Below are 26,068 nucleotides of genomic sequence, written 5' to 3'. Positions count from 1 at the left end.
GAATGCCGCGTAGGGTGCGGCGGACAAAAACTAGTATTCGTCTTCGTTGAAGAAAAAGTCGTCTTTGCTCGGATAGTCGGGCCAGATGTCTTCGATACTTTCGTAGATTTCGCCCTCGTCCTCGATCTCCTGGAGGTTTTCGATCACTTCCAGCGGCGCGCCCGAACGAACGGCATAGTCGATCAACTCATCTTTCGTGGCAGGCCAGGGTGCATCTTCGAGTTTGGATGCCAGTTCAAGTGTCCAGTACATAGTTTTTCGCGTATTTGTTAGCTCTCACTTCCGGAGCGTTGGCCGGACCTCCGTCCCGTTCCACTCCGGAATTCGCAAAAGTAACATTTTTTCGGAATACAGCTATTGCTGAGGGCATTATTTTTCGATGATGTTTCCCGTTCCGTGCAATTCTTACCGCGGGAAGTCCCGGCGGGGCTTATTTTACGGTTCGGTGCCGGACCGTGAAAATTTCCGGAATCCCTGTATTCCGACAACACCTCCGATACTCGCCTACTCCGAATCGGACGCAGAGGCGAGACGGGGTTCCCAGCGTACGTCGTCGGCCCCCAGATCGTGTCCCATCCGCCGTCCGAGCGCATAGAAATAGTCGGAGAGGCGATTGAGGTAACCGCGGACAACGTCCGGAACGGTCGGATAGCGATCGGCGGCGCTCACCACGCGACGCTCGGCCCGACGGCAAACGGTCCGGCAGACATGACAGTACGACAGCACGGGATGTCCGCACGGGAGGGTAAAATGCCTCAACTCGGGAAGTCCCTCCTGCAAACGGTCGATACCGTTCTCCAAACGGACGATATCCTCGTCATAGACCGGGGGCAGTTTGTCGAGCATCGTATCCTCGGAGGCGAGCAGCGAAGCACAACTCATCAGCCGATCGAGAATCCACTTCAGTTCGGCCCGTTCCTGTTCGCGGGTTGCGTCGAGCATATCGTGCAGGTAGCCGGTGTGAGCTATCAGCTCGTCGACCGTGCCGTAGGCTTCGATCCGGGGATCGTTTTTCGGGGCACGGGTTCCGCCGACCAGCGAGGTCGTACCCTTGTCTCCAGTGCGCGTATAGATTTTCATAAGTCGAATATCGGTTTTCGTGCGCTCGTCCTGCGGCAATGGTCCGCAGGACGAGGAATCACTCCATTTTCAGCGTTTTTTCAACGCTTTACAAATTATCTGTTTCCGCCCTTCCACGTGCAAACGGAACGCCCCGCAAACATTCGCACCCACTCTCTCACAAAAAGTAACGACAACAGGGGTGTTAATTGCCGAGCGTCGGACGGTCGTTCACGCAATCGGATTCAATCACCCCGTCGCGCAGACGAACGATCCGTCGGGCATACTGTGCAATATCCTCCTCGTGGGTCACGACGATCACGGTATTCCCCTCCCGGTATATCCGTTCGAAGAGGTGCATGATGTCGATCGAGGTTTTGGTATCGAGGTTTCCGGTCGGTTCGTCGGCCAGGATGATCGAAGGATTGTTGACCAGCGCACGCGCCACGGCCACACGCTGACGCTGTCCGCCGCTCATTTCGTTCGGCCGGTGCTCCATGCGGTCGCCCAGCCCTACGCTGTGCAGCGCCTCGTCGGCCCGTTTCATCCGCTTGGATTTCGACACCCCGGCATAGATCAACGGCACGGCCACATTTTCGAGAGCCGTGTAGCGCGGCAGCAGGTTGAAGGTCTGGAACACGAAGCCGATCTCCTTGTTCCGCACTTCGGCCAGTTCCTCTTCGTCCATGTGACTCACGTCGGTTCCGTTCAGTACATAGCGGCCCGCGGTCGGGGTGTCGAGGCATCCCAGTATGTTCATCAGCGTGGATTTGCCGGAGCCCGATGGCCCCATGATGGCGACATAGTCGTTACGCCAGATCTTCAGGTCGACACCGGCCAGCGCATGGACCTGCTGCGTGCCGACTTCGTAGGTTTTGCGTATCTGTTCGATCGAGATGATCTCTTCGCGATTTTCCATGGCTGCAAGTTAGTCAATTTCTGATGCGGAAAAACTGTTTTTGGAGTTTCGGGTCGAAAAAGAGCACCAGCAGCCCCTGCAAATGGGCCGCAACAACATGAGTCCGGTCGAACCACGCCTCGAACGCCGCCCTTTCGTCGGCCGACCGGAACGGTTCACGCAGCAGCGCGATCTCCTTTCCCTGCACCTTCTCCAGTTCGGCTACGGAATCGACCACGGCCACGCGGTCGGCTCCGTAACGGCCGATGATCGCCGCCGGCAGGTCGCGCCGGCGCGTGGGCATCACCACTTCGCGAATAAACCGGTACATCATCGGCGAGTGGACGGCATAACCGTGCCAGTGAGCCGCCGTCCAGGCATGCCGCAACCGGGTATACCACTGATAACTATTCATACACCATATTTTGTCGGTATGCCGCTACAGACATACCGCACATTGAACATACACATTACAGTTCTCTGCGTTGCGCTCCGCCCCCACCCCTTCGATTTCGCCACCTCGCGAAAACCGCACGCCATTGCGTCTTTCACACGGTTTCACTCCAAGGGAACACGCACAAAAAGGGCAACGCCTACCGTTTCACTGCCGACATTCCGGCCAGGTAGCCGGTCGAGAGGGCAATCTGAATATTGTAGCCCCCCGTATCGGCATCGATGTCGAGCAGTTCACCCGCGAAGTACAGCCCCCGCACTTTGGACGACTCCAACGTCTGCGGATCGACCTCCGAGAGATCGACCCCGCCGGCCGTCACGATGGCCTCCGTGAAGGGACGATAGTCCCGCACGGGGAAGCTCCACCCCTTGAGCACAGCGATCAGCCGGGAAACCTCGGCTGCCGTCAGCCCGCCCAACGGACGCGACAACGCAAGACCGGCCACCGAGGCGATCGCTTTTCGGAGCTGTTCCGGCAGCAGTTTCTGCATCAGCACCCGCAACGGGGCGCCGGCCCCCAGTTCGGCCGTCTCGCGCAGAATCCGGTTGCGGAGCTTCGCCTCATCGAGAGCCGGTTTGAGGTCCACGACCGCCTGCACTCGACGGCCATCGGCCAGTGCATCGACAGCCGTTCGGCTCACCTGCAATACAATGGCTCCGCCCACGACCCCTTCGGCCGTGAACTCCATCTCGCCGAACCGCTCCTCGGCCACCTCGCCGTCAACGCGAAGCGTCAGCGCCACATTTCGCAGCGCCAGCCCCTTCAGACCCGCCGGCACCTCCACTTCGAGCGGCACCAGCGCCGGACGGAGCGGCTCGATCCGATGCCCCGCGTCGAAGGCCATCTGGTGTCCATCGCCCGTCGAGCCGGTCGCCGGGTAGCTCACCCCGCCGGTCGCCAGCAGCACGGCACGCGCTGCCACCATCTCGCCCCCGACGAGTTTCACTCCCGCCACACAGTCTCCGTCCAGACGCAACGACGCCACGGCAGCGTGACAACGAATCTCCACGCCGCAGCGGACCGCCCAGCTGACCAACGCATCGGCCACATCCCAGGCCCGCCCCGAAGCGGGAAAGTAACGTCCGCCCCGTTCGCAGACCAAAGGGACGCCCAGCGACTCAATAAAGCGGATCGTCGCCCGGTTGTCGAAGGCCCGGAAAGCCGATTCGAAGAACGATGCCCCCTGCCGCACTTTGGCGAGAAACTCGCCGGCCGGTCGGTCGTTGGTCACGTTACAGCGTCCTTTGCCGGTGATACGGAGTTTCCGGGCCGGTTTTTCCATCTTTTCGAGCAACAGCACCCGTCCGCCCTCACGGGCGGCGGTACCGGCGGCCATCAGTCCGGCAGGCCCTCCGCCTACGACCACCAGATCATACATGGCGAAGCGCTTCGATCGAACGGGCCACACGCTGCGGGTCGGTAATCTCGCGCGCAAACTCCTCGACGGTCACGGTGCCGCCCATCGAGACCCGCTCGTTGCGGTAGACCATACCCCCCTCGACGCGATGACGGGCCGACATGTGGAACTCCTGCGCACCGGTCGTACGGGCCAGTTCGGCCACGTTGTTCTCATTCACGCCGCAACCGGGCATAATGATGATGCGACCGGCGGCACGTTCGACCAACTGCGCGATCAGCCCGGCGCCCTGCGGAGCCGAAGCCTCCTGCCCGGAGGTCAGAATGCGGTCGAAACCGAGCGAGATGATCTGTTCCAACGCCTCGAACGGGTCGCGACACACGTCGAACGCCCGGTGGAAGGTAGTGGAGAGGCTGCCGGCAGCCTCTTTCAGTTGTCGGTTCCGCTCCATGTCGATCGTCCCGTCCGGATTCAGACAGCCGAACACCACCCCGTCAGCACCGGCAGCCTTGGCCGCTTCGATGTCGAGCAGCATGGTCTGCACCTCGGCCGGGGTATAGAGGAAATCGCCGCCGCGCGGACGGATGATGACATTCAACTGAATGCCGATGGCCCGGCGTGCCGTCACCATTTCGCCATAGCTGGGCGTGGTTCCCCCTTCGGGGATGCCGGCACAGAGTTCGACCCGGGCGGCTCCGCCCTGTTCGGCGGCCACACAGCTGGCCGCCGAGTTGGCGCACACTTCGATAATGGGAGTTACCATATATAGGTTGCTTTAAAAGTTTTCGTATTTCCGCGGGCATCGCGCACGGTCAGCACCACGGCGTGTTTGACGGGCGTTTCTCCGCGCGTGGGGACATGCTCCATGGTCCGCGTTTTGGGGTCCCAGGCCAGCAGTTCCCACTCTCCGTCGACGGTGAGCGTATAGCGCACAATGCCGGAGAGGTCGTCGGTCACCTGCCACCGCACCGATTTGCCGGTCGGGATGCGGGCCCCCGAGGCGTAGACGGGTTTGACCACCGGTGCCACGGTATCGACCTCGACGGCAAACGTTCCGAGCCGTTTGACGGTCGTGACGACAGCCTGCCGCGCAGCATCCCACCCTCCGCCGAGGTTGGTGATTTTACCCGCGTCGCTCACCCCGACCACCAGCAGCTTCGACCGTAACGATTCGGGCCAGCCGTCGGCATCGAGGCTCACCGTAGCCGCCTTCTGGAGCGGCACATCGGTCGTTCCGACCCTCACCACAGCCCGTTTGCCGATGGTGTCGAGACGGGCATCGAGGCGCATGGTCTCATACAGGGCGGCGCCGGGCAGGGTCACTTCGGCACCAGGCAGCGTGAACGTATGCTCCTTCCACCAGGGAACGGGCACTCCGGCCGGCAGTTCCGGTTCGATCGGCTCACCGGGTTCGATCCGGAAGCGCAGCGTCGTCCGGTTGCCGGCGTCGTCCACCACGACGGTCTCGACCTGTCGCCCGATCCCATCCTCGACGGAGATCGTTCCGTCGGTCGTTTTACGCGCCGGCCCATAGACCGCCAACCGGTTGTGGGGCGAGACATAGGCCCGCAGCACGGAGCTTCGACGGGCACGATGATTTTCAGGATAATCGACAAAGGTGTTGACGTAAGCGGTCGTGGCAAAATTGAGCCGGTCGATGGCAAAGCTGAAATTGAGCTGACCGTCGACACGCTGTTCGATGGAATAGACCCCCATGGTATTGGTCTTTCCATCCTTATAGTCAATTACTTCGTAAGCCAGGTAGCCTTTTCGTCCGAGGCGTAGCACGCTGTCGGCCGGGACGGCCTTCCCGCCGGGGAGCGTCTGCACAGCCACGCTCTGCCGCAACACCCGAAAAGGAGCCCCATGGGCGGAATCGACCTCGTACAGCAGAATCCGGCTAACGGTGGGCGGTACTCGGTCGCTCACCTCATATACGCCCTGCGCCACCAGATTCCGGGGCCGTCCCTGCGCGTCGCGGATTTCGAAATGGAGATGGGGCCCGCCCGAAGAGCCGGAGTTGCCGAGAAAAGCGATCCGCTCGCCCTTTTTGACGGGAAACTGATCGCGCTCAGGGTAGAGATCGACCCGAAACGAACGTTTGGCATACTGCCGGGCCCGCACCCAGCGGGCGATCTGCGGTGCAAAGCCATTCAGGTGGCCATACACGGAGGTTTCTCCGTTGGGATGCGTCACATAGAGCACATTGCCGTAGCCGGTGGGCGACACCCCGATACGCGAAACGTAACCGTCGGCAACGGCATAGACCGGACTACCGATCCCCTGCAGGGCCTTGATGTCCATCCCGGTGTGGAAATGATCGGAACGGATCTCGCCGACGTTGCCGGCCAGCGTGATGGTAAAACCAACGGGCGAGCGATAGTACTCCGCCCCATAATTCTTGACGGCGGCCATCGGTCTCCCGGGCAACAAGCCCAGACCGGCCGCCAGCATAACGATTATCTTGTGTCTGTTCATCTTCATCCATTGAGTGTATCCGCTCCGGAGAGTGTTCCAGGCAGAACGGCAGCGAACCGTTCCCCGGCCCAGCCGGAGTGCCCTCCAGACGACTACCACGGCTCCAGCGTCTCATCGGGCTGATACGTGTCGGACATGATCCGCTGCAACGTATCCTGAATCTCGGCGTACTCGAACCCGCGCCCCATGGCCCAACGGGTCAGCCGCATCTGCAGGTCGTAGGAGTTTTTCGCCTTGTCCCGTTCGCGTACCAGCCGCCGGTAGAGCATCGACTCCAGCTTGTCGGTCTGCTGCCGGGGTTCGATCTGCGCCAACGCCTCGTCGATGTACTCCTGCGGAATCCCCTTGGCCCGCAAGCCCATCTCGATACGCCGCCGCCCCCAACCCGAACAACTCATCTTCTCGCGCACGTAGGCCGCGGCATAGCGTCGTTCATCGACAAACCGCTCCTTCACCAGCCGGGCGATGATCGTTTCACAATCCGCCGCCTCCATCCGCCAACGGTAGAGCGAACGACGTACGTCGCTGATGCACCGTTCGCTGCGGGCACAACTCGCCATCAACGCCTGCAACGCCTGTTCGACGCTTTTGGCCGGTCGGGAATAGTCGATCGGAACCGTCTGCCGTCGCCGACGTCCCCTCCGGGAACCGTTCTCCTCGTCGTCGTAGTATACCATAAACGTTCTTTTATCGATCCGCGAAACCGCACTAACGAGACGCACCGCCATCTTCACTTCGCACTTTTCATTCTCCCACACCCTGCCTCTCGTACCTTTCTTGCCTCCGGCACCCCGCGTCATTCTTCTTTCGAGGTCGATCCCGGCCAACGGGCACCGACCATCCGGTCACGACCGTACAGATCCTGCACCAACTGCACCCCGGTGTAACCGAGCGAGACGAGCAGTTCGCAGGTCTGCCCGCCAAACTGTTCGTTGATCTCGAACCAGAGTTCCCCGCCGTCGGTCAGCAGCGGCAACCGCGCAATCGCCCGGTAGAACCGCAACGGGTCGGAATCGGGCACATAGAGTGCCCGGCCGGGCTCGTATCGGGTCACGTTGGCCCGCATCTGCTCCCGCTCCGAGTCCAATACATAAGGCGGATTGCTGACCACCAGATCGAACTTTTCTGCCACCGACGGAGCGGCCAGCACGTCGCACTCCACGAAACGCACCCGCCGTTCGACTCCGTGCGCGGCGGCATTGGCAGCAGCCGTAGCCAGCGCCCCGGCCGAAATATCCCAAGCCTCGACTTCAGCGTCGGGCCACTCGGCCGCCAGTGTCACGGCAATCGCCCCGCTGCCGGTACCGACATCCAGCACGCGACGATGTGCCGGACGTTCCAGCAGCCTCCGCACGAGCTGTTCGGTTTCGACCCGGGGGATCAGCGTCTCGGGCGAAAGGGCAAATCGTCGGCCACAAAACTCCTCGCTGCCGATTACGTACTGAACCGGTTCCCACGCTTCGAGCCGCTGCAGATCGGCCTGCCACTCCGCCTCGCGCAAAAACGGGCGGTGACCGTCGGTGACCCGTTCGAGCCTTCCGACACCATATTTGTCCTCCATCAGCCGATCGACCACCGACCGGGCTTCGTCGCGCCCGTAGAGGGGTTCGAGACGTTCGACCGAGAGATTATGAATTTCACGCAGAGTCATATTGAGCAAAGATACGTAAATTTGTCTCCATGACCGAAGAAAGATACATGAAACGGTGCCTGGAGTTGGCAGCTCTGGGTGCCGGTAGCGCATCGCCCAACCCGATGGTGGGGTGCGTGATTGTCCACGACGGACGGATTATCGGCGAAGGGTGGCACCGCAAATGCGGCGGGCCGCACGCCGAAGTGAATGCGGTGGCCGATGCCGAAGCCAACGGATACGGCAACCTGCTGCCCGAGAGCACCCTCTACGTGAATCTCGAACCGTGCAGCCACTGGGGCCGTACCCCACCCTGCGCCGAGCTGATTGTCGAAAAACGGATTCCGCACGTGGTGGTGGGATGTATCGACTCCTACTGCGAAGTGAGCGGACGGGGCGTGGCCCGAATGCGCGAGGCGGGAATCGACGTGCGTGTGGGACTGCTCGAGGAAGAGTGCCTCTTTTTCAACCGGCGTTTCTTCACGGCTCAGAACGAAGGCCGACCCTACGTGATCCTGAAATGGGCCCAGACCGCGGACGGCTACCTGGATGCCGAGCGTCCTTCGTCCGCACTGCCGGCCGCCTGGATGACGGGCGAAGCGGCGCGTGTACTGGTCCACCGCTGGCGGGCCGAGGAGGACGCGATACTGGTGGGCACGCGGACGGCAACTCTCGACAACCCGTCGCTGACGGTCCGCGCCTGGCAGGGGCGTAATCCGCTGCGGGTGGTTTTCGACCGCACGCTGAGCCTGCCGACCGACCTCAACCTCTTCAGCGACGGCGCTGCACGGACCGTACTGTTCACCGCGCCGGAGCGACGGGCCGAAGCTGCCGAACGGTTCGCCGGCTCGGAACTGGTCGCCGTCGAGAGCTATGAGACGCTCAACGACATGCTCGGCACCCTGCGCGGAAAACCCTACGAGGTACAGTCACTCATCGTCGAAGGCGGACGCCAGGTGCTGGAATCGTTTATCGGCGCAGGGCTGTGGGACGAAGCGCGGGTCTTCACCTCGCCGCTGTCGCTGCGCGAACTCTACCCGGCCGACCGTCTGCCCCACCCGACCGGCATTCCAGCTCCGATCCTGCCCCAATCGGCACAAATGACCGACCAGATGCCGGCTGTCGGACTGACCATTTACAACCGTTAGCAGTTTCTGGTGCACATACACACCATCCACCCCCGCCCCAGCATAAATCCGGCCACCAGGATGGGGCAACCGGCCCGGATGGCAAAACCGAAACCCGATCCAGGTGAGAGCCGACCCTTATACCCGTTCGTCCCACCCGCGATTTGTTGTTATGTAACACCCCATTCACATTGTATAACCCGGAGAAACGCAGCACGAGCGCCATGCGTCTCCAACAAACCCACACTCTCTTAACCCTTTTCAATCCATGAGACTGAAATCCCTCTTACTGGGGGCATGTCTGCTGAGCCTCACGCAGCTGAATGCCCAAACCATCCATGTAGCTCCGAACGGACGGGACACCTGGCCGGGGAGCGAGAAGAAACCGGTAGCGACCTTTGCACGCGCCCAACAGCTGGCACGCGAATTCGCTCGCGACCAGGAGGTAACGGTCGTTTTCGAGGACGGGATCTATTACCTCCCGCAAACCATCCGCTTCACGCCCGAAGACAGCAAGGACTACCCCACAACCGTAACCTTTCGCGCCAGGAACGAAGGCAAGGCCATCATCAGCGGCGGCCGGGAACTGAAACTGAAATGGCAGGAAGCAGCCAACGGCATCTATACCGCAACCGTACCCGACGACGTCGCCATCGATCAGTTGTACATCGACGGCACGCGGCAGCGGATGGCCCGTTTTCCCAATGCCGACCCGGGAGCCGGCAAAAACGTGTTTGACACCTGGGTTTTGAACCATTCGGCCACCCCGGACAAGGCGTTAGACCCGCTGAACCCCGAGAAGATCGCCACCTGGTCACACCCCGAAGAGGGCTTCGTGCACGCCATGCACGAGTACCTGTGGGGCGACATGCACTGGATCATCACCGGCAAGAACCCGGACAACAGCCTCCAGCTGGTCGGAGGATGGCAGAACAACCGCCCCTCGCCGATGCACCCCGTTTTCCGAATGGTCGAAAACATCAAAGAGGAGCTGGATGTTCCGGGCGAATGGTACTACGACAAGGCAGGACACAACCTGTATTACATGCCGACAGCCGGCACGGACCTCAACCAGGCGAAAGTCGAGGTCGTTTGTCTGCCCCACCTGATCGAGTTCAACGGCGAGCGGAACAATCCCGTAACGGGCATTTCGTTACAGGGGCTGGTCTTCAGACACACGAACCGCACGTTTATGGAGAACAAAGAACAGCTGCTCCGGTCGGACTGGACCATCTACCGGGGCGGGGCGATCGTCTACAACGGAGCCGAGGAGTGTACCATCGAGGATTGTGAGTTCGACCAGGTCGGCGGCAACACCATCTTTGTGAACAACTACAACAAGCACATCACCATCAAGGGATGCTATATCCACCACAGCGGAGCCAACGGCATCGCCTTTGTCGGCGACCCGAACTCCGTCCGAAGCCCCCTGTTCCGATACGGGCCGCAGGACTATGAAAAGATGGACACGAAACGCGGCCCGAAATCGGACAACTATCCGCAGGAGTGCACCGTGGAAGACTGCCTGATCACGATGACCGGCCGGGACGAAAAGCAAACCGCTCCGATCCAGATCTCGATGGCCTACCGCATCCACGTGAGCCACTGCTCCATTTACGACGTCCCCAGAGCGGGGATCAACATCAGCGAAGGGACCTTCGGCGGACACGTGATCGAGCACTGCGACATCTTCAACACCGTGCTGGAGACCGGCGACCACGGCAGCTTCAACTCCTGGGGACGCGACCGGTACTGGACCCCGGACGTGGCCACATTCTCCCAAAAGGTCATCGAGCATCCGGACATGCACTACTTGGACATGATGGAGCCCAACGTATTACGGAACAACCGGTGGCGGTGCGACCACGGATGGGACATCGACCTGGACGACGGTTCGAGCCACTACAGAATCTACAACAACCTGCTGCTGCGGGGCGGACTCAAACTGCGCGAAGGGTATGACCGCATCGTCACGAACAACGTTATCGTGAACAACAGCCTGCACCCCCACGTATGGCCGAAAGAGAGCGGCGACATTTTCAAGCACAACATCGTCTTCGACGCCTACCAGCCTGCCGTCATGCAAGCCGCACTGACCAGCGACGAGCGATGGGGCAAGGAGCTGGATTACAACCTTTTTGCGACCAGCGAAGCAAACCGGACGAAATTTGCCGTCAACAGCGCCGACCTACACTCCATCACCGGAGACCCGAAATTCATCGATGCCGCCACGGGAGACTTCCGCGTCAGCGACGACTCTCCGGCCTGGGGAATCGGTTTCTCCAATTTCGACATGGACGACTTCGGCGTCAGAAGCAAGAAGTTAAAAGCCCTGGCCAAAACCCCTCAGATTCCGGTCCCGGAAATCACACTGGACGCAGAAGGCGAAGCCACCGTTTACAAGACATGGTGGGGAGCTACGCTCAAAGAGGTCAGCGGGAATGAACTGTCGGCCTTCGGTGTAGGGTTCGACAAAGCCGGGATAGCCATCGAAGCCGTCCCCGCCGAATCTCAGGCAGCCAGCGTCGGCCTGCGGAACGGCGATTTGCTGCAAGCCATCAACGGCACTCGCATCACCGACTTCCAGGCATTTGAGAAATTCACCAGCCAGGGCGAGGAGATAACGAGCCTGGATGTGATTCGAGAACAAAAACAAATCACCTTGAGCGTCGCCCCCAAAGCCGACAAATAAGATTGCCACAGAGCGCCGTGTTGTCTAGAGTGCCGTGCTGTCGCGTCAATGAACAACAGACGATTTTGTGTCGCTTCGGGCAGATCAATCCTTAAACCATTTGGCCCGTGTTCTACGGTATCAGAAACCGCAGAACACGGGCCAAATGCTATTCAAGGAATAAGATCACTCTCCTTCGGCACAAACTCGTCGCGTGCGTTACATCGCCTGCGACTGCTGCGTGCCGTAGGCTTTCATGGCCAGGCGTTTGACCCAAACCACGAAGCCACCGGTCAGAATCAGGTTGAATATCAGCGTGAGCACCGAAATAATCAGCGCCGGTCCGCCGATGTGGTAGCCCAGGGCAATGAAGATGATCCCGGCACCGACCTCGCCGCGGGTAAACATCCCCACCGACAACGCGAGCCGCTCTTCGAACATCCGGTCGCGGTAGAAGAAGATCGGCACCAGTTTGCCGACATTCGACAACAGCGACACCATCACCACATGGAACGCAATCGTTCCCCAAGGCATCATCGGCTGCGAACCGAGGATCGACGGAGCACCGCCTTCGGCGACCGAATGGGCCGAAAACGCCGTCATCCCCCCACCGGCAAAGTAGGGCATGCTCAGTCCCACGAGCAGCATGAACAGGAACGACACACCGGTCGACACCTTCCGCTCAACGGGCGTATCGATATGCTTGTGGCGCATCACCATCCCCAGCACAAAGGCAGGCAACAGCACCTCGATATGGATGTGGAAGAGCCGGTTGACAAGCCACGTGACGAAGATCACCGCCACGGCATAGAGCAGAATGGCCCACCACTCCTGCCGCATGTCGTAACGGGCGAGCTGGCGCCATCCGAAGCCGAGCAGCACGGTCACCACGGCAAGGATCACGATGATTTCGGACCGGAAGCCGACCATCATGATCTGAAGCGGAATCATCAGCAGAATGGTGTCAAGGTCGTCGAAAATGGCGAGGACCTGAATTTTGCGGTACATCCAGCTGGACCGCAACCCGATGGCCGCCAGCATCGTGAAAAGAATACCGGCCGAGGTCGGCGCAGCGAAACGGCTCAGCAGCAGGCTCTCTTTCCAGGCATCCCAGCTGCCGTAACAACTCGATGGGAGCAGAATAAACACGTAGTACAGCGCCACGAGAAACCAAGGCAGCGCGGCAGTGGCCATGGCAATGAAGTAGTCGCTCACATAGCTGCGCCATTTTTCTTTTTGGACTTCGAACTCCCGGCCCACGTTGATCATGATGAAGGCCAGGCAGATGTAAAGCAGGGTGTCGGTCACGCCTTTGAATGTGGCATAGTGGTCGCCACTCATCCAGGCAGGCAGGGTTTGCGAGGCAATAAGCCCCAATACCAGAAGGAACGAGAAGGTGAGGATTTTACGCATAGGTTTTACCTGTCTGTCAAGAAAAAATGATTTTCGTTCGACACGCCGCCGCAGCGGGCCTGCCAAACGGGAGGGCAAAGATATAACTTTTAGTAATAACTCCTGTAAAGCAGCGGTTCATCGATCGATTTATTTGTTCCGACACCCCAAAATTCGTACGGAGCAGCCAGCACGCACCACCCGCGCCATAGTCCTCCGCCCACCACCGTTTGCCATTCTCACCTCTCCCGTTTCGTTTCCAACCTTCGTAACAATGTGCATGCAAACGGAACTTCCCTTCTACTCCGGCGGCCTCCAGAAGAACCGTTTCTTCCCGCCCAGATGTTTCCCTCGCGGAATAAGAAATTCATAGCTAAATTTATAATTCAGGCAAACTACATATCGACCTAATTATCACCCTAATTCTATCCATCTATCCACAAAAAATTCCTCACCCGCCACTTTTGTCGCCATAATAATAACGTTTTGCCCACTTCCCCTCTCCAAAAACACAGACCGCGCCTCGATACTCGATCAAAGGCGCGGTCCGCTATCGGATCAACAAAAATCTACTTTTTCGTTTTCAGGGTCAGGTTACAGAGTTTGTAGAGTACCCGAGCCCCTACATTGGCGTTCCACTCGCCATCGTTGTCGGCGGGCGACACTTCGGTCAGGTCGAAACCGACGATGCGCCGTCCCGACTCGGCCAACCGGGCCAACAGATAAACCGCTTCGCGATAGGAGAGCCCGCCGGGTACGGGCGTTCCCGTGCCGGGGCAGTTGTCGGGCGAAAGACCGTCGATATCGAAGCTGACATAGACATTCTCCGGCAATTGCTCGATAATGGCGTCGCACTGCGTTCCCCACGCAACCCCCTCAAAGGCATTACGGGCCAGCTTATAGTCGTCGAACTGCACCACACGCCCCCCGCTCTGCTGCGCCAGTTCGACCTCGGCTCCGCAGTAGTCGCGGATACCGACCTGCACCAGCCGCGAAACCTGTGGCAGCTGCAGGGCGTTGTGCATGATCGATGCATGGGAACAGGTAAAGCCTTCGTATGCGTCGCGCAGGTCGGCATGGGCATCGATGTGGAGGATTCCGAACTCCTCGCCGCGCCCGGCCATCGCCGCAGCTACGGCACGGATCAGCCCCAGCGGCGTACTGTGGTCGCCGCCGACAAGGGCCGCCGTTTTGCCCTGCGCCAGAATCGCTGAGGCCTGCTCGCAGATAATCGCATTGAGCCGCTCGGAGGCCGCATTGACTTCGGCCAGCGGAGCCGCGATTTCGGGGTCAGAGGTGGCACCGCCCGCTTCAAGGTGAGCAATCACCTGTTCGGCCACCTGCCGCAGCCGCGCCGATGCGGGAGCGATCCACGGATCAACTGGTTGGGTCGCAATCCCCCGCCGCCACCCATCGGGATAATGGGCATCGCGCAGTTCGACCTGGGTCGATGCGGCGATAATCGCTTCGGGTCCGGCCGCAGTGCCGTGGTTATAGGAGACGGTCACGTCCCACGGAGCCGACAGCAGCACCAGTTCGGCCTGCTCGGGCGTAAACGGCAATCCGAAATAGTTGCCGTTGGCTACCCCGACATCGTCGGGGGAAAAGTTTGTCAAATCGCTATTGTTGCCACTCATATCCGCTCAAATGTCGGGTCAAACAGATAAATGGAGGATTCTCGAGCGACTCTTCGTTGTAGCGAAGAGGTTCGCCGCTGAGGGCTACCACGCGTACACCGGCGCCGCGCGCAATCGCTTCACCGGCAGCGGTATCCCATTCCGAAGTTGGCGTGGTGCGCAGATAACAATCCACCGCACCTTCGGCCACAAGGCACATTTTCAGCGAACTGCCATACTCGACGATCCGTACTTCGCCCACCTGATCCTGGAGCTGCCGGATCAGATCGCGCACCTGGTTCGATTCGTGCGAACGGCTGAGGGCCACCTTCAACGGAGTGTTCCGCTCGGCGACCACGGGCAGCCGCCGGGCATCGGCAAAGATCTGACTGATGGTGCAAGCCGAATCGATGTCGGGTTTTATGCCTGTCTTGCAAAACGATCCACGGTCGGGGTCGCTGAAATAGATGGTTTCGGTCGTCGGAATGTAGATCACACCGAGGAAGGGGGCGTTGTCGACCATCAGGGCGATATTGACGGTAAATTCGCCATTGCGTTTGATGAACTCTTCGGTTCCGTCGAGCGGGTCGACCATCCAGAAGAGGTCCCATCCGCGGCGTTCGTCGTAATAGAGGTCGCGTCCCTCCTCCGACAGGAGCGGGATACGGGTCACACTCAGGTGATTCTTTATCAACGTATGAGCCTCTTTGTCGGCAATGGTGATGGGGGTGCTGTCAGCCTTCAGACTGACGAAAAAGTCGTCGTAACGGGTGTAGATTTCCATGATTTTGGCACCGGCACGCACGGCTGCGTTATAGGCCTCGACCAGGAAAAAGTCCGTCTGCTCTCTCTCGATCATAGGGGTGTTGGTTTGGTATAAACAAAGATAGGCATTTCCGTTCGATTTTCCGAGCGGAGTTTTCCCCGCCCACCCCCAATCGAATGGTTTCGCGTCAGAAAGAAATGTTTACGCGACTTTAAGTACAATCACTTCGGAGCCTTGCGGTAGAGGTAGATACCGATCAGGGCATAGACGACGTTGGGCAGCCAGACGGCGACAACCGGCGGCATGACACCGCCTTTGGCGAATTCGCCGGTGAAACGCATCAGCACGATATAGGTAAAGCAGAGCGTGATGCCGATCCCGATATGGAGGCCGGTTCCACCACGCACCTTGCGCGAGGAGAGTGCCACGCCGATCAGCGTCAGCACGAAAGTCGAAATCGGATAGGCCCACCGCGAATAGGCTTCGACCTGGAAGATGGGCACCATGTCCGATCCTTTGGCCTTCTGCTGGCGGATGAAATGGAGCAGTTTGACCGAGTTCATGGTCTGCACCAGGTCCTGCGTGCGGCCCAACTCGTCGGCCGTCAGGTTCACGGCCGTATCCAGCGGAGAGTCGTATTTGGTCAGTATTTCACGTTCGCCTTCGTAGTGACGGGTCAGGTACTTGTTGGCACGCCAGTGGCCGCTGACGCTGTCAAAACGGGCATTCTGGGCTTCGAGCGTGCTGACGATGTTCCCACCGTCATAGGTTTCGATGGCGAAATACTCGGCCACCTTGGTCTGCCCCTGAAAACCGCGGATGTAAACGAAGGTGCCGGGCTCCAGCTGGCGATAGATATGCGGTTCGTAGACGGACTTGTGCTTGCCCATATACTGGGTCTCGAAGGCAAGCCGTTTGGCGTTAGCCGCCGGGATCAGAAAGAGGTTCAGACTGAGGCTGAGCAGGGTGATCAGCAGTGCGGAGACGAAATAGGGCCACATCATGCGCCGGAAACTCACCCCGCTCGAGAGGATAGCAATGATCTCGGTATTGTAGGCCATCTTGGAGGTGAAGAAGATAACGGCGATGAAGGTGAACAACCCGCTGAACTGGTTGACGAAATAGGGGATGAAGTTCACGTAGTAGCCCAGCACGATCTCCGAGATGGGGGCATGGCTTTCGAGGAAGTCGTCGATCTTTTCGGCGGCGTCGAAGATGACCACGATCAGGATAATCAGCGCGATGGCGAACAGATAGGTCCCCAGAAACCGGCGCATGATGTACCGGTCGATGATTTGCAGTTTGAGGTTTTTGAGGATTTTCGTCATGGTCTGCATCGGGTTATCAGAGTCGGCGCCCCAGTTTCACGACCATTTCGGCCTTCCACGCAGCATAATCGCCGGCCACGATATGCTTGCGGGCCTCGCCCACGAGCCAGAGGTAGAATCCGAGGTTATGCAGCGACGCAATCTGGGCGGCCATCATCTCGCCGGCCACGGTCAGGTGGCGCAGGTAGGCTTTCGTGTAGTGCCGGTCGACGAACGTATGGCCCATGGGGTCGATGGGCGAGAAGTCCTCGGCCCACTTCTGGTTCCGGATATTGATAATGCCTTCGCTGGTAAAGAGCATGCCGTTGCGGCCGTTGCGGGTGGGCATCACGCAGTCGAACATGTCCACGCCACGCTCAATAGCCTCCAGAATATTGATGGGCGTACCGACTCCCATCAGGTAGCGGGGGCGATCCTGCGGCAGGACGGCATTCACGACTTCGATCATTTCGTACATCACGGGGGCGGGTTCGCCGACCGCCAGGCCGCCGATGGCATACCCGTCAGCATCGAACTGCTGCACGAAACGGGCCGACTGCTCCCGCAGATCCCGGTACGTACACCCCTGCACGATGGGGAAAAGCGACTGATGGTGGCCGTAGGGACACTCGGTTTTGCGGTACTGTTCGAAACAGCGCTCCAGCCAGCGCGACGTGCGGGCCCACGACTTGGCGGCATAATCGTAGGGGGCGGTGCCGGGCGGACACTCGTCGAAGGCCATCATGATATCGGCTCCGATAAGCCGTTGGGTATCGATCACGTTTTCGGGCGTAAACATGTGGCGCGAGCCGTCGATGTGCGACTGGAAACGACACCCCTCCTCGGTGAGGTTGCGGATGCCGGTGAGCGAGAAGACCTGAAATCCGCCGCTGTCGGTCAGTATGGGTCGATCCCATCCGGCAAAACGATGCAGGCCGCCGGCTTTGTAGAGGATGTCTGTGCCGGGTCTCAGGTAGAGGTGATACGTATTGCCGAGGATGATTTGCGCTCCGACCTCGTCGATCAGATCACGATGGAAGACGCCTTTGACGCTGCCGACAGTGCCGACAGGCATAAAGATGGGGGTCTGGATTTCGCCGTGGTCGGTACGGAACACGCCGGCCCGCGCGGCACAATGGGGGTCTGTATGTTCGAGGGTGAATCGCATGCCTTCTTTCAAGAATCAGAACGCAAATTTAGGGCTTTTATTCTTTGCAGCCCCTGCGGGGTCGCAACTTTTTGCCGCAATGCTCTTTCGGGCGTCCCTTCGCTGTCTTTTCTCCGCAGCCCGGGTCGGCCGTTTCCATCCTTTCAGCCACGCCCAAAAATCCCTTCTTCGCCCACCGAGCCTCTACCCTCCTCTGTGACCTGCCCTTCTCCTCCCCGCTCCAAACCTTAAGCCATCAGCTCGGCCCCTCTACGGCCGGATTCAGCGTTCCGCCCGAGTCAGCCCCTCGGCAGCGGCCAGCTCTTCCATCAGGGCGTATGCGGCCTGATATTCGTTGGGAATCACCCCGTCCAGGATGGCATTCTTGATCTGCTCCTTGATGACGCCTACCGTGCGGCAGGGGGGAATCCCGTAAGTCTCCATGATGATCTCGCCGGTGATGGGCGGCTGGAAGTTGCGGATATGGTCCTTCTCCTCGATCTCCTTCATCTTGCGCCGCACCAGGGCGAAATTCTCCAGATAGCGCCGCACCTTGGCGTCGTTGCCGGAGGTGATGTCGGCCTCGCACAGGGTCATCAGATCCTCGACGTCGTCGCCGGCCTCGAAGAGCAGACGACGCACGGCCGAATCGGTCACCTCCTCCTCGGAGAGGATGATGGGCCGCAGGTGGAGAAACACGAGTTTCTGCACATATTTCATCCGCTCGTCCATCGGCAGTTTCTGCTCACGGAAGATGGCCGGTATCATTTTCGAACCGACCACCTCATGCCCGTGGAACGTCCAGCCGATGCGGTCGTCCCACGCCTTGGTCCGCGGTTTGCCGATGTCGTGCAGCAGGGCAGCCCACCGCAACCAGAGGTTGTCGGTGTTCGGCACGATGTTGTCCAGCACCTTCAGCGTATGGATAAAATTGTCCTTGTGGGCCCGGCCGCGCACGGTATCGACCCCCTTCAGCCGGGTGAGTTGCGGGAAGATCAGTTCCAGCAGGCCGCTTTCGTCGAAGAGCCTCCACCCTTTCGACGGACGCGGTGAACGCATGATCTTTTCGACTTCGGTGGCAATCCGTTCGCGCGAGATGATTTTGATCCGTTCGCGATTGCGACGGATCGCCTCGAAGGTCACGGGATCGATGCGGAAATCGAGCTGCGTGGCGAAACGGATGGCGCGAACCATACGCAGGGGGTCGTCCGAGAAGGTGGTATCGGGATCGAGGGGCGTGCGGATCAGCTGCGCCTCCATATCCTCCATCCCCTCGAACGGATCGACCAGTTCACCGAAATTATCGGCATTCAGGCCGAAAGCCATGGCGTTGATGGTGAAGTCGCGCCGGCGCTGGTCGTCCTCCATGGTGCCGTCCTCGACGATCGGTTTGCGCGAGTCGGCGCGGTAGGATTCGCGCCGTGCCCCGACGAACTCCACCTCCCACTGCCCCACGTGGAGCATGGCGGTGCCGAAGTTCCGAAAGACGTTGACCCGGCTGCCGACCTGCCGTCCGAGCTCCTCGGCCACGGCGATTCCGCCGCCCGTGCCTCCGCCGACAATCACGATGTCGATGTCGGTACAGGGACGCATCAGATAGTAGTCGCGCACGAAGCCGCCGATGGCATAGGCCCGCACGCCGCGCTGATCGGCAATCGCGCCGATCTTGCGGAACAGGGGGTCGGTCAGCGCACGGTTATTTTCGCCCATTGGCCGCGTTCTGGAGTTTTTGCAAATAGAGGCGCACGGTGTTTTCGAGACCGAGGTAGAGCGCTTCGGAGATGAGCGCGTGGCCGATCGACACTTCGAGCAGTCCGGGGATGTTGGCTGCAAAGTATTCGAGGTTTTCGAGGCTCAGGTCATGGCCAGCATTCACGCCCAGCCCGCAGTCACCGGCCGTTTTAGCCGCTTCGACAAAGGGGGCGATGGCACGGGCCGGATCACTCTTGTAACCCGTTGCGTAGGCTTCGGTATAGAGTTCCACGCGGTCGGTTCCGGTGGCCACGGCGGCTTCGACCATGCGCGGATCGGCATCGACGAAGATCGAGACGCGGATACCGTTCTCCTTGAAGCGGGCCACGATGTCTCGCAGCATGTCACGGTGCGTGATGGTATCCCAACCGGCGTTCGAAGTGATGGCATCGGGCGCGTCGGGAACGAGGGTGACCTGAGCGGGACGCACTTCGTTCACCAACTCGATGAAGCGTTCGCCGGGATAGCCTTCGATGTTGAATTCGGTGGTCAGGATGGGTTTGAGAGCCCGCACGTCGGCATACCGGATGTGGCGTTCGTCGGGACGGGGGTGTACGGTGATCCCTTCCCCGCCGAAGCGTTCGATGTTGCGTGCCGCTTCGAGCAGGTCGGGCATATTGCCGCCACGCGAATTACGCAGCGTGGCGATCTTGTTGATGTTTACACTTAACTTGGTCATATTTTCGTTACTTTTGTTTTCGTTTAATCGTTCGTTCCGGTCGGCAATGGGCAACTTGCGGATTTTTCGCGAAAGAACCATGGCAGTCGGCCGATGCTCGTTCCCCGGGCTCCGACACGATCTGCGGTCCGGGCGTGGCCGCCCCTGCCCCACCGTGTGGCCGATGGCTTGCGCAGCAATTAGCACGGCCCCGACAGTCACAGTCTCCACACTCAACGTTCGATTTAAGCGGACAAAGATACGAAATTTTGAAGTTTCCACTATGAAAATCGCCCTCTATTCGCGCCCGGAGAATCCCTCGCTGCCCATCATCACCGACGAGCTTCATCGACGCGGCCTCGACTTTACGCTCAACCCCGAAAGCCCCGCAGGACACGACCTGGCACTGAGTTTCGGCGGCGACGGCACTTTCCTGAGCACCGTGCGCAAAATGGGCGAGAGCCACATCCCGATTCTCGGAATCAACTCGGGTCGGCTGGGTTTCATGGCCGCCGTTGCGCTCGAAGACATCAGCGCGGCGATGGACGAGCTGCGCGACGGGCGATACACGATCGAAGAGCGCACACTGCTGCAGATCGAAGGCGGCGTACAGGGACTGGCGGTCAACGAGTTCACAATTCAGAAAAATGGCACGGCCATGGTGTCGGTCGAGATCGGCATCGACGGCGAGAATGTGGCGACGTACTGGGCCGACGGTGTGATCGTTTCGACCTCGACCGGTTCGACCGCCTACTCGATGAGCGTCGGCGGGGCGATCCTCGCACCGGGGTGCCGTTGTCTGATTCTTTCGCCCATCGCGCCGCACAACCTGAACATCCGTCCGCTGGTGGTACCCGACACGAGCGTCGTAACACTGCGCGTCGAAACCCGCAACGGCGAACAGGCCATCGCCACGATCGACAACCGGGAGCGCACGGTCGCCAACGGCACCATTTTCAGTCTGGCCAAAGCCACGCACATGCTGCGGGTGATCCGCCCGGCCGGAAACTCGTTCTACAAGACCCTGCGCAACAAGTTGCTTTGGGGTGTCGATGCCCGCAACAACAACTAAAGTCGACCGACAGTATCCCAAAGTCCCCCTAAAAACAAACGTCGGGGACGATTCCAGAATAACAGGAACCGTCCCCGACGTCTCTTTTCTCACATGGGGCACGGGCACACCTTTCGTCCGTAAACCGGGAACATTCCCAGACCATCGGGTCATCGGGGAACCGGGCGCCTCATCGAGCCGGAACAGAGCAACACTCCGCCCCGACCGGCCAACGTGCTATTTGTTTCGTTTGGCCGACTTTTTGCCTTTCTTGTCGCCCTTGTGAGCCTTTGCGGGGTGAGTTTTCACGTCGCTCAACGCGGTTCGTGATGTACCCTCGCCAAACTGTTCGACCTGACGACCGATAATGGCACCCGAAAGACACCAGTAGCTGAACGCCCCTCCGTCGGGTTTGCCCTGCGGGATAGTCACAGCAATGGTGTGGCGTCCTTTGGGCAGGTCGCCCAGCGGGATGTAAACCGGATTGGTGACCGTACCGGGGCACCAGTTCGAACGGCTGTAGTCGCTGGACGAGAGGCCATCGCTGAAGTTACCCGAAGCCGGGTTGCGGTCGCGATACGAGGCACAGTCTTCACGCCATGGAATGAAGGTAAAGATCTTCTCTCCGTCGAGCAGAATCGTATTCTCCTTGGGGTTGAACTCGTCACCGCCGCCCCAGCCGCCATGGCCGGTGGTCAGATAGACGAGTTGTGCACCCTGAATGTTGTGCGGCACGTCAATCGTCACACGCAGCGAATCGTTCCCCAGGAATGCGGGATAGCCCTGACCGCCCTGCTCCATGAGGTTCACGGAGTTGAACACCGGAATCACCGTATGGTCCGGACGAGACTCCCCGTCGGGGTGGAACTTGAGCGTAAGGGAGAGTTTGTGAGCCTGCGACGCCCAGTTGCCGATGTAGGCACCGATCCACACTTCGCCTTCGAGCAGCGGGGCGAGGTGAGTTACATCCTGATGATAGATCACCGAATCGGCCCAAACCTGTCCGGGGACCTGATGCGAGTTATAGCCTCCGACACCGAAGGGGGTGAAGAAGCGCATCATCTCGACCGGCGTGTCGTAGGTGTCGGTCGCAATAATACCGGGATAGCGCGAGCTGTCGTGCGCTTCGAATGCGGGCACGCTGCCGATGCCGCCGATCAGCGCGTCGAGGAACGACTGTTCCTTGCCGGTCGGGATCACAAAGATCGAGCCGGTACGATCATAAGCATCCTTGTCGGCCTTCTCGACCACCTTGGCAAAGATGTTCCACCGTTGGGTTGCCTGGGGCAGTTTGACCTTTTTGAGGATCACGGTGCCGCCGCTGAGCCGGTAAATCACGCCGGACTGCAGCGAATCGATCGTCCGCGGCGCATTCGAGGCCGTGATGCCGATATATTCGTTGTCGAAGATGGGAATCGTAATCACACCGGCATTGTTGACGCGATAGCGGTACATCGGTGCATCGACCAGCTCGCTGAAGGCGGGAATCAGCGGTTCGTTCGCCGGCCGGTCGATCTTTTCGATCGACTGGGCCTTCAGCCCGATGTTTCCGTTGCGCGAGGTCATCAGTACCAGACCGTTGGGCAGGTCGGCTGCCGGTTGAATGGTTCCGCGCGTACCGGCCTCGTCGGTAAACCAGTACTTGATGGTGTTCGAACGGATTACGGTCGTGGCCACCTTGCACCGGTAGCCGCAAATCACCGTATCGCTCGGTTCGATGACCAGCGCCGAGTCGAGCACAAACCGCTCTTCGGTGGCGATCACCTGATTCTGCGGCAACTCGGCCACGCTGTAATACCGGCCGGTACCATAGTCGATGTACTGCACCTGGTTGACCTGCGGCATGTTACTTTCGGCCTGACGTTTGAGCCAGTCGGGATGCTGTTTGAGCATCAGTGCGGTGTCGATCTCGCGGCCAATGCGGCACTGTTCGCCATCGATGGTCAGCACGGTGCGCACGGCAGCCGTCCGACCGCCACGTCCGGGCGCAGCGTAGGTGATCCGGTAGGTTTCGCCGGCCAACGCACCTGCCGTAAGCAGTCCAAGCGCAGCCGTCAAGAGTGTTTTTTTCATGGGTATTGGATTAGATAAACATTACGTTTCACAAAGTAAAATTTCACAAGAACCGTTCGGTCTCCGACGTAATCACTTCGGGAGCATCCACTCCCTTCTTAGGACTGGAGCGAGCCGCAAAAAGCAGCCTCTCACCGTCCCGGATACCCCATCGATCCCCGTGCGCGGGACAATTCACCGTCGGTATCGTCCCGTCCGGTCGGGCAAGACCCGGTATGGAGCTTGCAAAAACGCTCCATACCGGGTCTTTTCGTACAATAAGCCTCCGTGCGGCGGACAAACGATCACTCCCCCGCGCGGGGCGATTCGATCCTACCGTTTCGGTTTATCGGTACAGTAGATGGTCAGCCGTCCGGCATCGGTCAGCTGCTTATGTGAGATGAAGTAACCGCGGAAAGGTTTACCGTCGAGTTCGATTTTTTCGATGTAGATGTTCTCCGGGGTGCGGTTCACTGCCTCGATGACCAGTTCCTTCTGCGAGTAGTACTCCGGATCGAGCTGGATCGTCACGCGGTCGAAGGTCGGCGTGGTGATCACATAGTCCGGACGTCCCGGGCAGGCCGGATAGATTCCCATCATCGAAAGGTTCTGCCAGGCGCTCATCGTACCGGCATCGTCGTTGCCCGGCAGACCGCCCGGTTTGTTGCCGAAGTAGCGTTGCAGGCACTGGTTCACGTAGTACTGGGTTTTCCACTCGCTGCCCTTAACATACGAGAAGTAGTAGGGATAACCCATATCGGGTTCGTTGGTCATGTCAAAGTAACCGTTATCGAAGCAGACGCTCAGCGAATCGACGAACCGTTTGGACGAACCGTAGAGTTTGACCAGCCCCGGAATGTCGTACGGGATGTCGAACGAATAGTTCCACGAGCTGCCTTCATGGAAGCCGTTCACCGGCTGGAAGTTTTCACCCTCGCGGGGGTTGAAGCCCGGCATGAAGGTGCCGTCGGGCAGCACGGGACGCAACAGACCGTAATTCTTGTCGAAATAGGTGCGGTATCCCATGGCGCGGGTGTTGAGCATCTCGTAATCGGCCGTTTTGCCGAGCGCCTTGGCCATCTGTCCCAGGCTCCAGTCAGCCATGTAGAACTCGATGGCCTGCGACACGGAGTTGTCATATTTGTTGCGGAGCGGAATGTAGTGGTGTTCGTTGTAGAACGACTGGTCGCCGCGCACGCGGTTCTCTTCGGCCGGAGCGGTCGCATTCTTGAGCATGGCCTGATAGAGGGTCTCGGTGTCGATGCCCTTTGTGAGGCCGAGGAACCAGCAGGAGGTCATGTAAGGCAGTGCGGCGTCGCCCTCCATCACCATGAACTCTTTGGCGGCAATCTCGAACTTGGGCAGGTTGCCCGACTCGCGGTACATCTGCATCATGCTCTGCGCCATCTCGTTCTGCCGTTTCGGGAAGAAGAGCGCCCCCATGAAGGGCGTGAGGCGATAGACGTCCCAACCGCTGAACATCGTCAGCCGGTCGACCCCGGCGGGCATGCGGCGCGTCAGGCCGCTCTCCATTTCGGGATAGTCGCCGTTGCAGTCCTGCAACACGAACGGATGCACCCAGTTGTGGTAGAGGGCGGTGTAGAACTGCACTTTCTGGTCTTCGGTCCCCCCGTCGAGGCTGACGACACCCAGCACACGGTTCCAGGCCTCGACGGCATCGGTGCGGATAGCGTCGAAACTCTTGCCCTGCTGTTCGCGGTCGAGGTTCTCGCGGGCATTCTCGATGCTCACGAACGAAACGCCGACACTCACTTCGATCGTTTCGTCGGCCGTGGTCGAGAAGTTGAAGGCCACGCCGATGTCGTCGCCGGCCAGCGGCTGTTTGAACCGGTCATACACTTTGTAGCGGCCGCTGGTGCTGCTCCAGCTCTTGACGGCGCTCTCGGCAAAGGAGGGTTGTTTTTTCCAGTATTGTACGCTCTGGGCCGGTTTGCTGGTGCGCACCACGAAGTAAATCGGGATCACCGACTGCGGCACGCCATAGCAGAAGTCGCCCATGATTTTGAACCCTTCGATTTCGCTGTCGGAGACAATTTTGGCATATCCGCCCGACTCGGTGGTCAGCCCCTGACCGATGTTGAAGAGGATGTGCGACTGTCCGGCCGGGAAGGTGTAGCGCGAACGCGACGTGCGGGTGGTGGTGGTCATTTCGGCCAGCACGTCGTAGGCCGAGACGCGAGCCGAGTAGTAGCCGGCACGAGCCACCTGGTCCTCGAGCGGCGAGGCGTATTTCTGGAAATCGACTTCGAGTTTACCGGTGGTGGGCATCAGCAGCAGCGAGCCAAGGTCGGGACACCCCACCCCGCTGAGGTTGACGTTCGTGAAACCGATGGTCCACTTGTTGTCCCACACATAGGGGGTCGAACACCAGCTGTTCGTATGGACCTTGTGTTCGGGCCGGGGAATGGTGTTGAAGGGCGACATGCTGACCATCCCCTGCGGCACGACCGGTCCGGGCTGGGTGGTACCGTAATTCGAGGTGCCGATGAAGGGGTTTACGTAGTCGGCCGGCGCCTTCTGCGCGTGGACGTAACCGAGCGTGCACAGCGCGGCGGCTGCGATGAAGAGTTTTTTCATATTTGGATTCGGGTTATTAGATTTGCGTCTATTCTGCAAAGATAGGAAAAGCCGG

The 26,068-nt window shown here is 59.7% G+C and carries 21 protein-coding genes; 3 read left to right on the top strand and 18 right to left on the bottom strand.

The annotated features are described in order from the left end of the window. Positions 1-30 precede the first annotated feature (30 nt). The 9 genes from BQ5379_RS10890 to prmC form a co-directional block, all read right to left on the bottom strand. Positions 31-252 (bottom strand): DUF2795 domain-containing protein, encoded by a 222-nt coding sequence (locus BQ5379_RS10890; protein ID WP_027291484.1) that lies wholly within the window; start codon positions 250-252, stop codon positions 31-33. 252 nt (positions 253-504) lie between these two features. After that, positions 505-1,080 carry a cob(I)yrinic acid a,c-diamide adenosyltransferase gene (locus BQ5379_RS10885; RefSeq protein ID WP_071135458.1) on the bottom strand — a complete coding sequence of 192 codons (576 nt, stop codon included), beginning with the start codon at positions 1,078-1,080 and terminating at the stop codon, positions 505-507. A 184-nt stretch (positions 1,081-1,264) separates the two neighbouring features. After that, on the bottom strand, positions 1,265-1,978 hold the full coding sequence (locus tag BQ5379_RS10880; RefSeq protein ID WP_071135457.1) for an ABC transporter ATP-binding protein: 714 nt from the start codon (positions 1,976-1,978) through the stop codon (positions 1,265-1,267). A gap of 13 nt (positions 1,979-1,991) precedes the next feature. Further along, complete coding sequence (locus tag BQ5379_RS10875; RefSeq protein WP_071135456.1) at positions 1,992-2,372, bottom strand: hypothetical protein; 381 nt, start codon at positions 2,370-2,372, stop codon at positions 1,992-1,994. 178 nt (positions 2,373-2,550) lie between these two features. Continuing rightward, positions 2,551-3,789, bottom strand: coding sequence for a BaiN/RdsA family NAD(P)/FAD-dependent oxidoreductase (locus tag BQ5379_RS10870; RefSeq protein WP_071135455.1), 1,239 nt, complete (start codon positions 3,787-3,789; stop codon positions 2,551-2,553). Beyond that, positions 3,782-4,531: a copper homeostasis protein CutC gene (locus BQ5379_RS10865; protein ID WP_071135454.1), complete on the bottom strand. Its 750-nt coding sequence runs from the start codon at positions 4,529-4,531 to the stop codon at positions 3,782-3,784. Before BQ5379_RS10865 ends, BQ5379_RS10870 begins: the two co-directional genes overlap by 8 nt. Continuing rightward, a complete protein-coding gene (locus BQ5379_RS10860; protein ID WP_083377724.1) occupies positions 4,525-6,252 on the bottom strand; it encodes a M23 family metallopeptidase in 1,728 nt (575 codons plus the stop codon). The genes BQ5379_RS10865 and BQ5379_RS10860 overlap by 7 nt, the downstream gene beginning before the upstream one ends. 86 nt (positions 6,253-6,338) lie before the next feature. After that, the gene (locus tag BQ5379_RS10855; protein WP_159431249.1) at positions 6,339-6,923 is read right to left on the bottom strand and encodes a regulatory protein RecX; all 585 of its coding nucleotides are present in this window, start codon (positions 6,921-6,923) and stop codon (positions 6,339-6,341) included. 119 nt (positions 6,924-7,042) lie between these two features. Next, complete coding sequence (gene prmC, locus BQ5379_RS10850; RefSeq protein ID WP_071135452.1) at positions 7,043-7,897, bottom strand: peptide chain release factor N(5)-glutamine methyltransferase; 855 nt, start codon at positions 7,895-7,897, stop codon at positions 7,043-7,045. Positions 7,898-7,926: 29 nt separating this feature from the next. On the opposite strand from prmC, the gene ribD reads away from it, so the two are divergent. Then, the gene (gene ribD, locus BQ5379_RS10845; RefSeq protein ID WP_071135451.1) at positions 7,927-9,024 is read left to right on the top strand and encodes a bifunctional diaminohydroxyphosphoribosylaminopyrimidine deaminase/5-amino-6-(5-phosphoribosylamino)uracil reductase RibD; all 1,098 of its coding nucleotides are present in this window, start codon (positions 7,927-7,929) and stop codon (positions 9,022-9,024) included. A 247-nt stretch (positions 9,025-9,271) separates the two neighbouring features. Then, complete coding sequence (locus BQ5379_RS10840) at positions 9,272-11,695, top strand: right-handed parallel beta-helix repeat-containing protein (RefSeq protein WP_071135450.1); 2,424 nt, start codon at positions 9,272-9,274, stop codon at positions 11,693-11,695. A 198-nt stretch (positions 11,696-11,893) separates the two neighbouring features. Here BQ5379_RS10840 and BQ5379_RS10835 read toward each other — a convergent pair whose 3' ends face one another. The 7 genes from BQ5379_RS10835 to BQ5379_RS10805 all read right to left on the bottom strand — a co-directional run bounded on the left by BQ5379_RS10835 (position 11,894) and on the right by BQ5379_RS10805 (position 20,333). After that, complete coding sequence (locus BQ5379_RS10835; RefSeq protein ID WP_071135449.1) at positions 11,894-13,087, bottom strand: cation:proton antiporter; 1,194 nt, start codon at positions 13,085-13,087, stop codon at positions 11,894-11,896. 548 nt (positions 13,088-13,635) lie between these two features. Further along, on the bottom strand, positions 13,636-14,703 hold the full coding sequence (locus BQ5379_RS10830; protein ID WP_071135448.1) for an agmatinase family protein: 1,068 nt from the start codon (positions 14,701-14,703) through the stop codon (positions 13,636-13,638). Further along, on the bottom strand, positions 14,687-15,541 hold the full coding sequence (gene cysQ, locus BQ5379_RS10825; RefSeq protein ID WP_071135447.1) for a 3'(2'),5'-bisphosphate nucleotidase CysQ: 855 nt from the start codon (positions 15,539-15,541) through the stop codon (positions 14,687-14,689). The genes BQ5379_RS10830 and cysQ overlap by 17 nt, the downstream gene beginning before the upstream one ends. A 128-nt stretch (positions 15,542-15,669) precedes the next feature. Continuing rightward, positions 15,670-16,776 (bottom strand): LptF/LptG family permease, encoded by a 1,107-nt coding sequence (locus tag BQ5379_RS10820; protein WP_071135636.1) that lies wholly within the window; start codon positions 16,774-16,776, stop codon positions 15,670-15,672. Between the two features lie 16 nt (positions 16,777-16,792). Further along, positions 16,793-17,923 carry a tRNA guanosine(34) transglycosylase Tgt gene (gene tgt / locus BQ5379_RS10815; RefSeq protein ID WP_071135635.1) on the bottom strand — a complete coding sequence of 377 codons (1,131 nt, stop codon included), beginning with the start codon at positions 17,921-17,923 and terminating at the stop codon, positions 16,793-16,795. A 261-nt stretch (positions 17,924-18,184) separates the two neighbouring features. Continuing rightward, positions 18,185-19,612 (bottom strand): CCA tRNA nucleotidyltransferase, encoded by a 1,428-nt coding sequence (locus BQ5379_RS10810; protein ID WP_071135446.1) that lies wholly within the window; start codon positions 19,610-19,612, stop codon positions 18,185-18,187. Further along, positions 19,599-20,333, bottom strand: coding sequence for a pyridoxine 5'-phosphate synthase (locus BQ5379_RS10805; RefSeq protein ID WP_071135634.1), 735 nt, complete (start codon positions 20,331-20,333; stop codon positions 19,599-19,601). Before BQ5379_RS10805 ends, BQ5379_RS10810 begins: the two co-directional genes overlap by 14 nt. Positions 20,334-20,595: 262 nt before the next feature. Between BQ5379_RS10805 and BQ5379_RS10800 the strand changes: the two genes are divergently transcribed. After that, complete coding sequence (locus tag BQ5379_RS10800; protein ID WP_071135445.1) at positions 20,596-21,384, top strand: NAD(+)/NADH kinase; 789 nt, start codon at positions 20,596-20,598, stop codon at positions 21,382-21,384. A gap of 216 nt (positions 21,385-21,600) precedes the next feature. On the opposite strand, the gene BQ5379_RS10795 is transcribed toward BQ5379_RS10800, so the two are convergent. Together BQ5379_RS10795 and BQ5379_RS10790 are read right to left on the bottom strand one after the other, a co-directional pair. Next, a complete protein-coding gene (locus tag BQ5379_RS10795) occupies positions 21,601-23,436 on the bottom strand; it encodes a peptide-N-glycosidase F-related protein (protein ID WP_071135444.1) in 1,836 nt (611 codons plus the stop codon). A gap of 312 nt (positions 23,437-23,748) precedes the next feature. Further along, complete coding sequence (locus tag BQ5379_RS10790) at positions 23,749-26,013, bottom strand: GH92 family glycosyl hydrolase (RefSeq protein WP_071135443.1); 2,265 nt, start codon at positions 26,011-26,013, stop codon at positions 23,749-23,751. Positions 26,014-26,068: the final 55 nt, after the last annotated feature.

The sequence above is a fragment of the Millionella massiliensis genome (genome assembly GCF_900104655.1).
GTDB classification, from domain to species: domain Bacteria; phylum Bacteroidota; class Bacteroidia; order Bacteroidales; family Rikenellaceae; genus Rikenella; species Rikenella massiliensis.
The sequence above is the reverse complement of the archived record's forward strand: the minus strand, read 5'-3'. Positions and strand labels throughout refer to the sequence as shown.

Bases quoted from the DNA above. Each gene is read 5' to 3' on its own strand.
- BQ5379_RS10875 (WP_071135456.1), bottom strand. From the start codon at position 2,372: ATGAATAGTTATCAGTGGTATACCCGGTTGCGGCATGCCTGGACGGCG.
- BQ5379_RS10860 (WP_083377724.1), bottom strand. From the start codon at position 6,252: ATGAAGATGAACAGACACAAGATAATCGTTATGCTGGCGGCCGGTCTG.
- BQ5379_RS10810 (WP_071135446.1), bottom strand. From the start codon at position 19,612: ATGGGCGAAAATAACCGTGCGCTGACCGACCCCCTGTTCCGCAAGATC.
- BQ5379_RS10880 (WP_071135457.1), bottom strand. From the start codon at position 1,978: ATGGAAAATCGCGAAGAGATCATCTCGATCGAACAGATACGCAAAACC.
- BQ5379_RS10865 (WP_071135454.1), bottom strand. From the start codon at position 4,531: ATGGTAACTCCCATTATCGAAGTGTGCGCCAACTCGGCGGCCAGCTGT.
- BQ5379_RS10800 (WP_071135445.1), top strand. From the start codon at position 20,596: ATGAAAATCGCCCTCTATTCGCGCCCGGAGAATCCCTCGCTGCCCATC.
- prmC (WP_071135452.1), bottom strand. From the start codon at position 7,897: ATGACTCTGCGTGAAATTCATAATCTCTCGGTCGAACGTCTCGAACCC.
- BQ5379_RS10885 (WP_071135458.1), bottom strand. From the start codon at position 1,080: ATGAAAATCTATACGCGCACTGGAGACAAGGGTACGACCTCGCTGGTC.
- BQ5379_RS10790 (WP_071135443.1), bottom strand. From the start codon at position 26,013: ATGAAAAAACTCTTCATCGCAGCCGCCGCGCTGTGCACGCTCGGTTAC.
- BQ5379_RS10840 (WP_071135450.1), top strand. From the start codon at position 9,272: ATGAGACTGAAATCCCTCTTACTGGGGGCATGTCTGCTGAGCCTCACG.
- BQ5379_RS10830 (WP_071135448.1), bottom strand. From the start codon at position 14,703: ATGAGTGGCAACAATAGCGATTTGACAAACTTTTCCCCCGACGATGTC.
- BQ5379_RS10835 (WP_071135449.1), bottom strand. From the start codon at position 13,087: ATGCGTAAAATCCTCACCTTCTCGTTCCTTCTGGTATTGGGGCTTATT.
- tgt (WP_071135635.1), bottom strand. From the start codon at position 17,923: ATGCGATTCACCCTCGAACATACAGACCCCCATTGTGCCGCGCGGGCC.
- BQ5379_RS10870 (WP_071135455.1), bottom strand. From the start codon at position 3,789: ATGTATGATCTGGTGGTCGTAGGCGGAGGGCCTGCCGGACTGATGGCC.
- BQ5379_RS10855 (WP_159431249.1), bottom strand. From the start codon at position 6,923: ATGGTATACTACGACGACGAGGAGAACGGTTCCCGGAGGGGACGTCGG.
- BQ5379_RS10805 (WP_071135634.1), bottom strand. From the start codon at position 20,333: ATGACCAAGTTAAGTGTAAACATCAACAAGATCGCCACGCTGCGTAAT.
- BQ5379_RS10820 (WP_071135636.1), bottom strand. From the start codon at position 16,776: ATGACGAAAATCCTCAAAAACCTCAAACTGCAAATCATCGACCGGTAC.
- BQ5379_RS10795 (WP_071135444.1), bottom strand. From the start codon at position 23,436: ATGAAAAAAACACTCTTGACGGCTGCGCTTGGACTGCTTACGGCAGGT.
- ribD (WP_071135451.1), top strand. From the start codon at position 7,927: ATGACCGAAGAAAGATACATGAAACGGTGCCTGGAGTTGGCAGCTCTG.
- cysQ (WP_071135447.1), bottom strand. From the start codon at position 15,541: ATGATCGAGAGAGAGCAGACGGACTTTTTCCTGGTCGAGGCCTATAAC.
- BQ5379_RS10890 (WP_027291484.1), bottom strand. From the start codon at position 252: ATGTACTGGACACTTGAACTGGCATCCAAACTCGAAGATGCACCCTGG.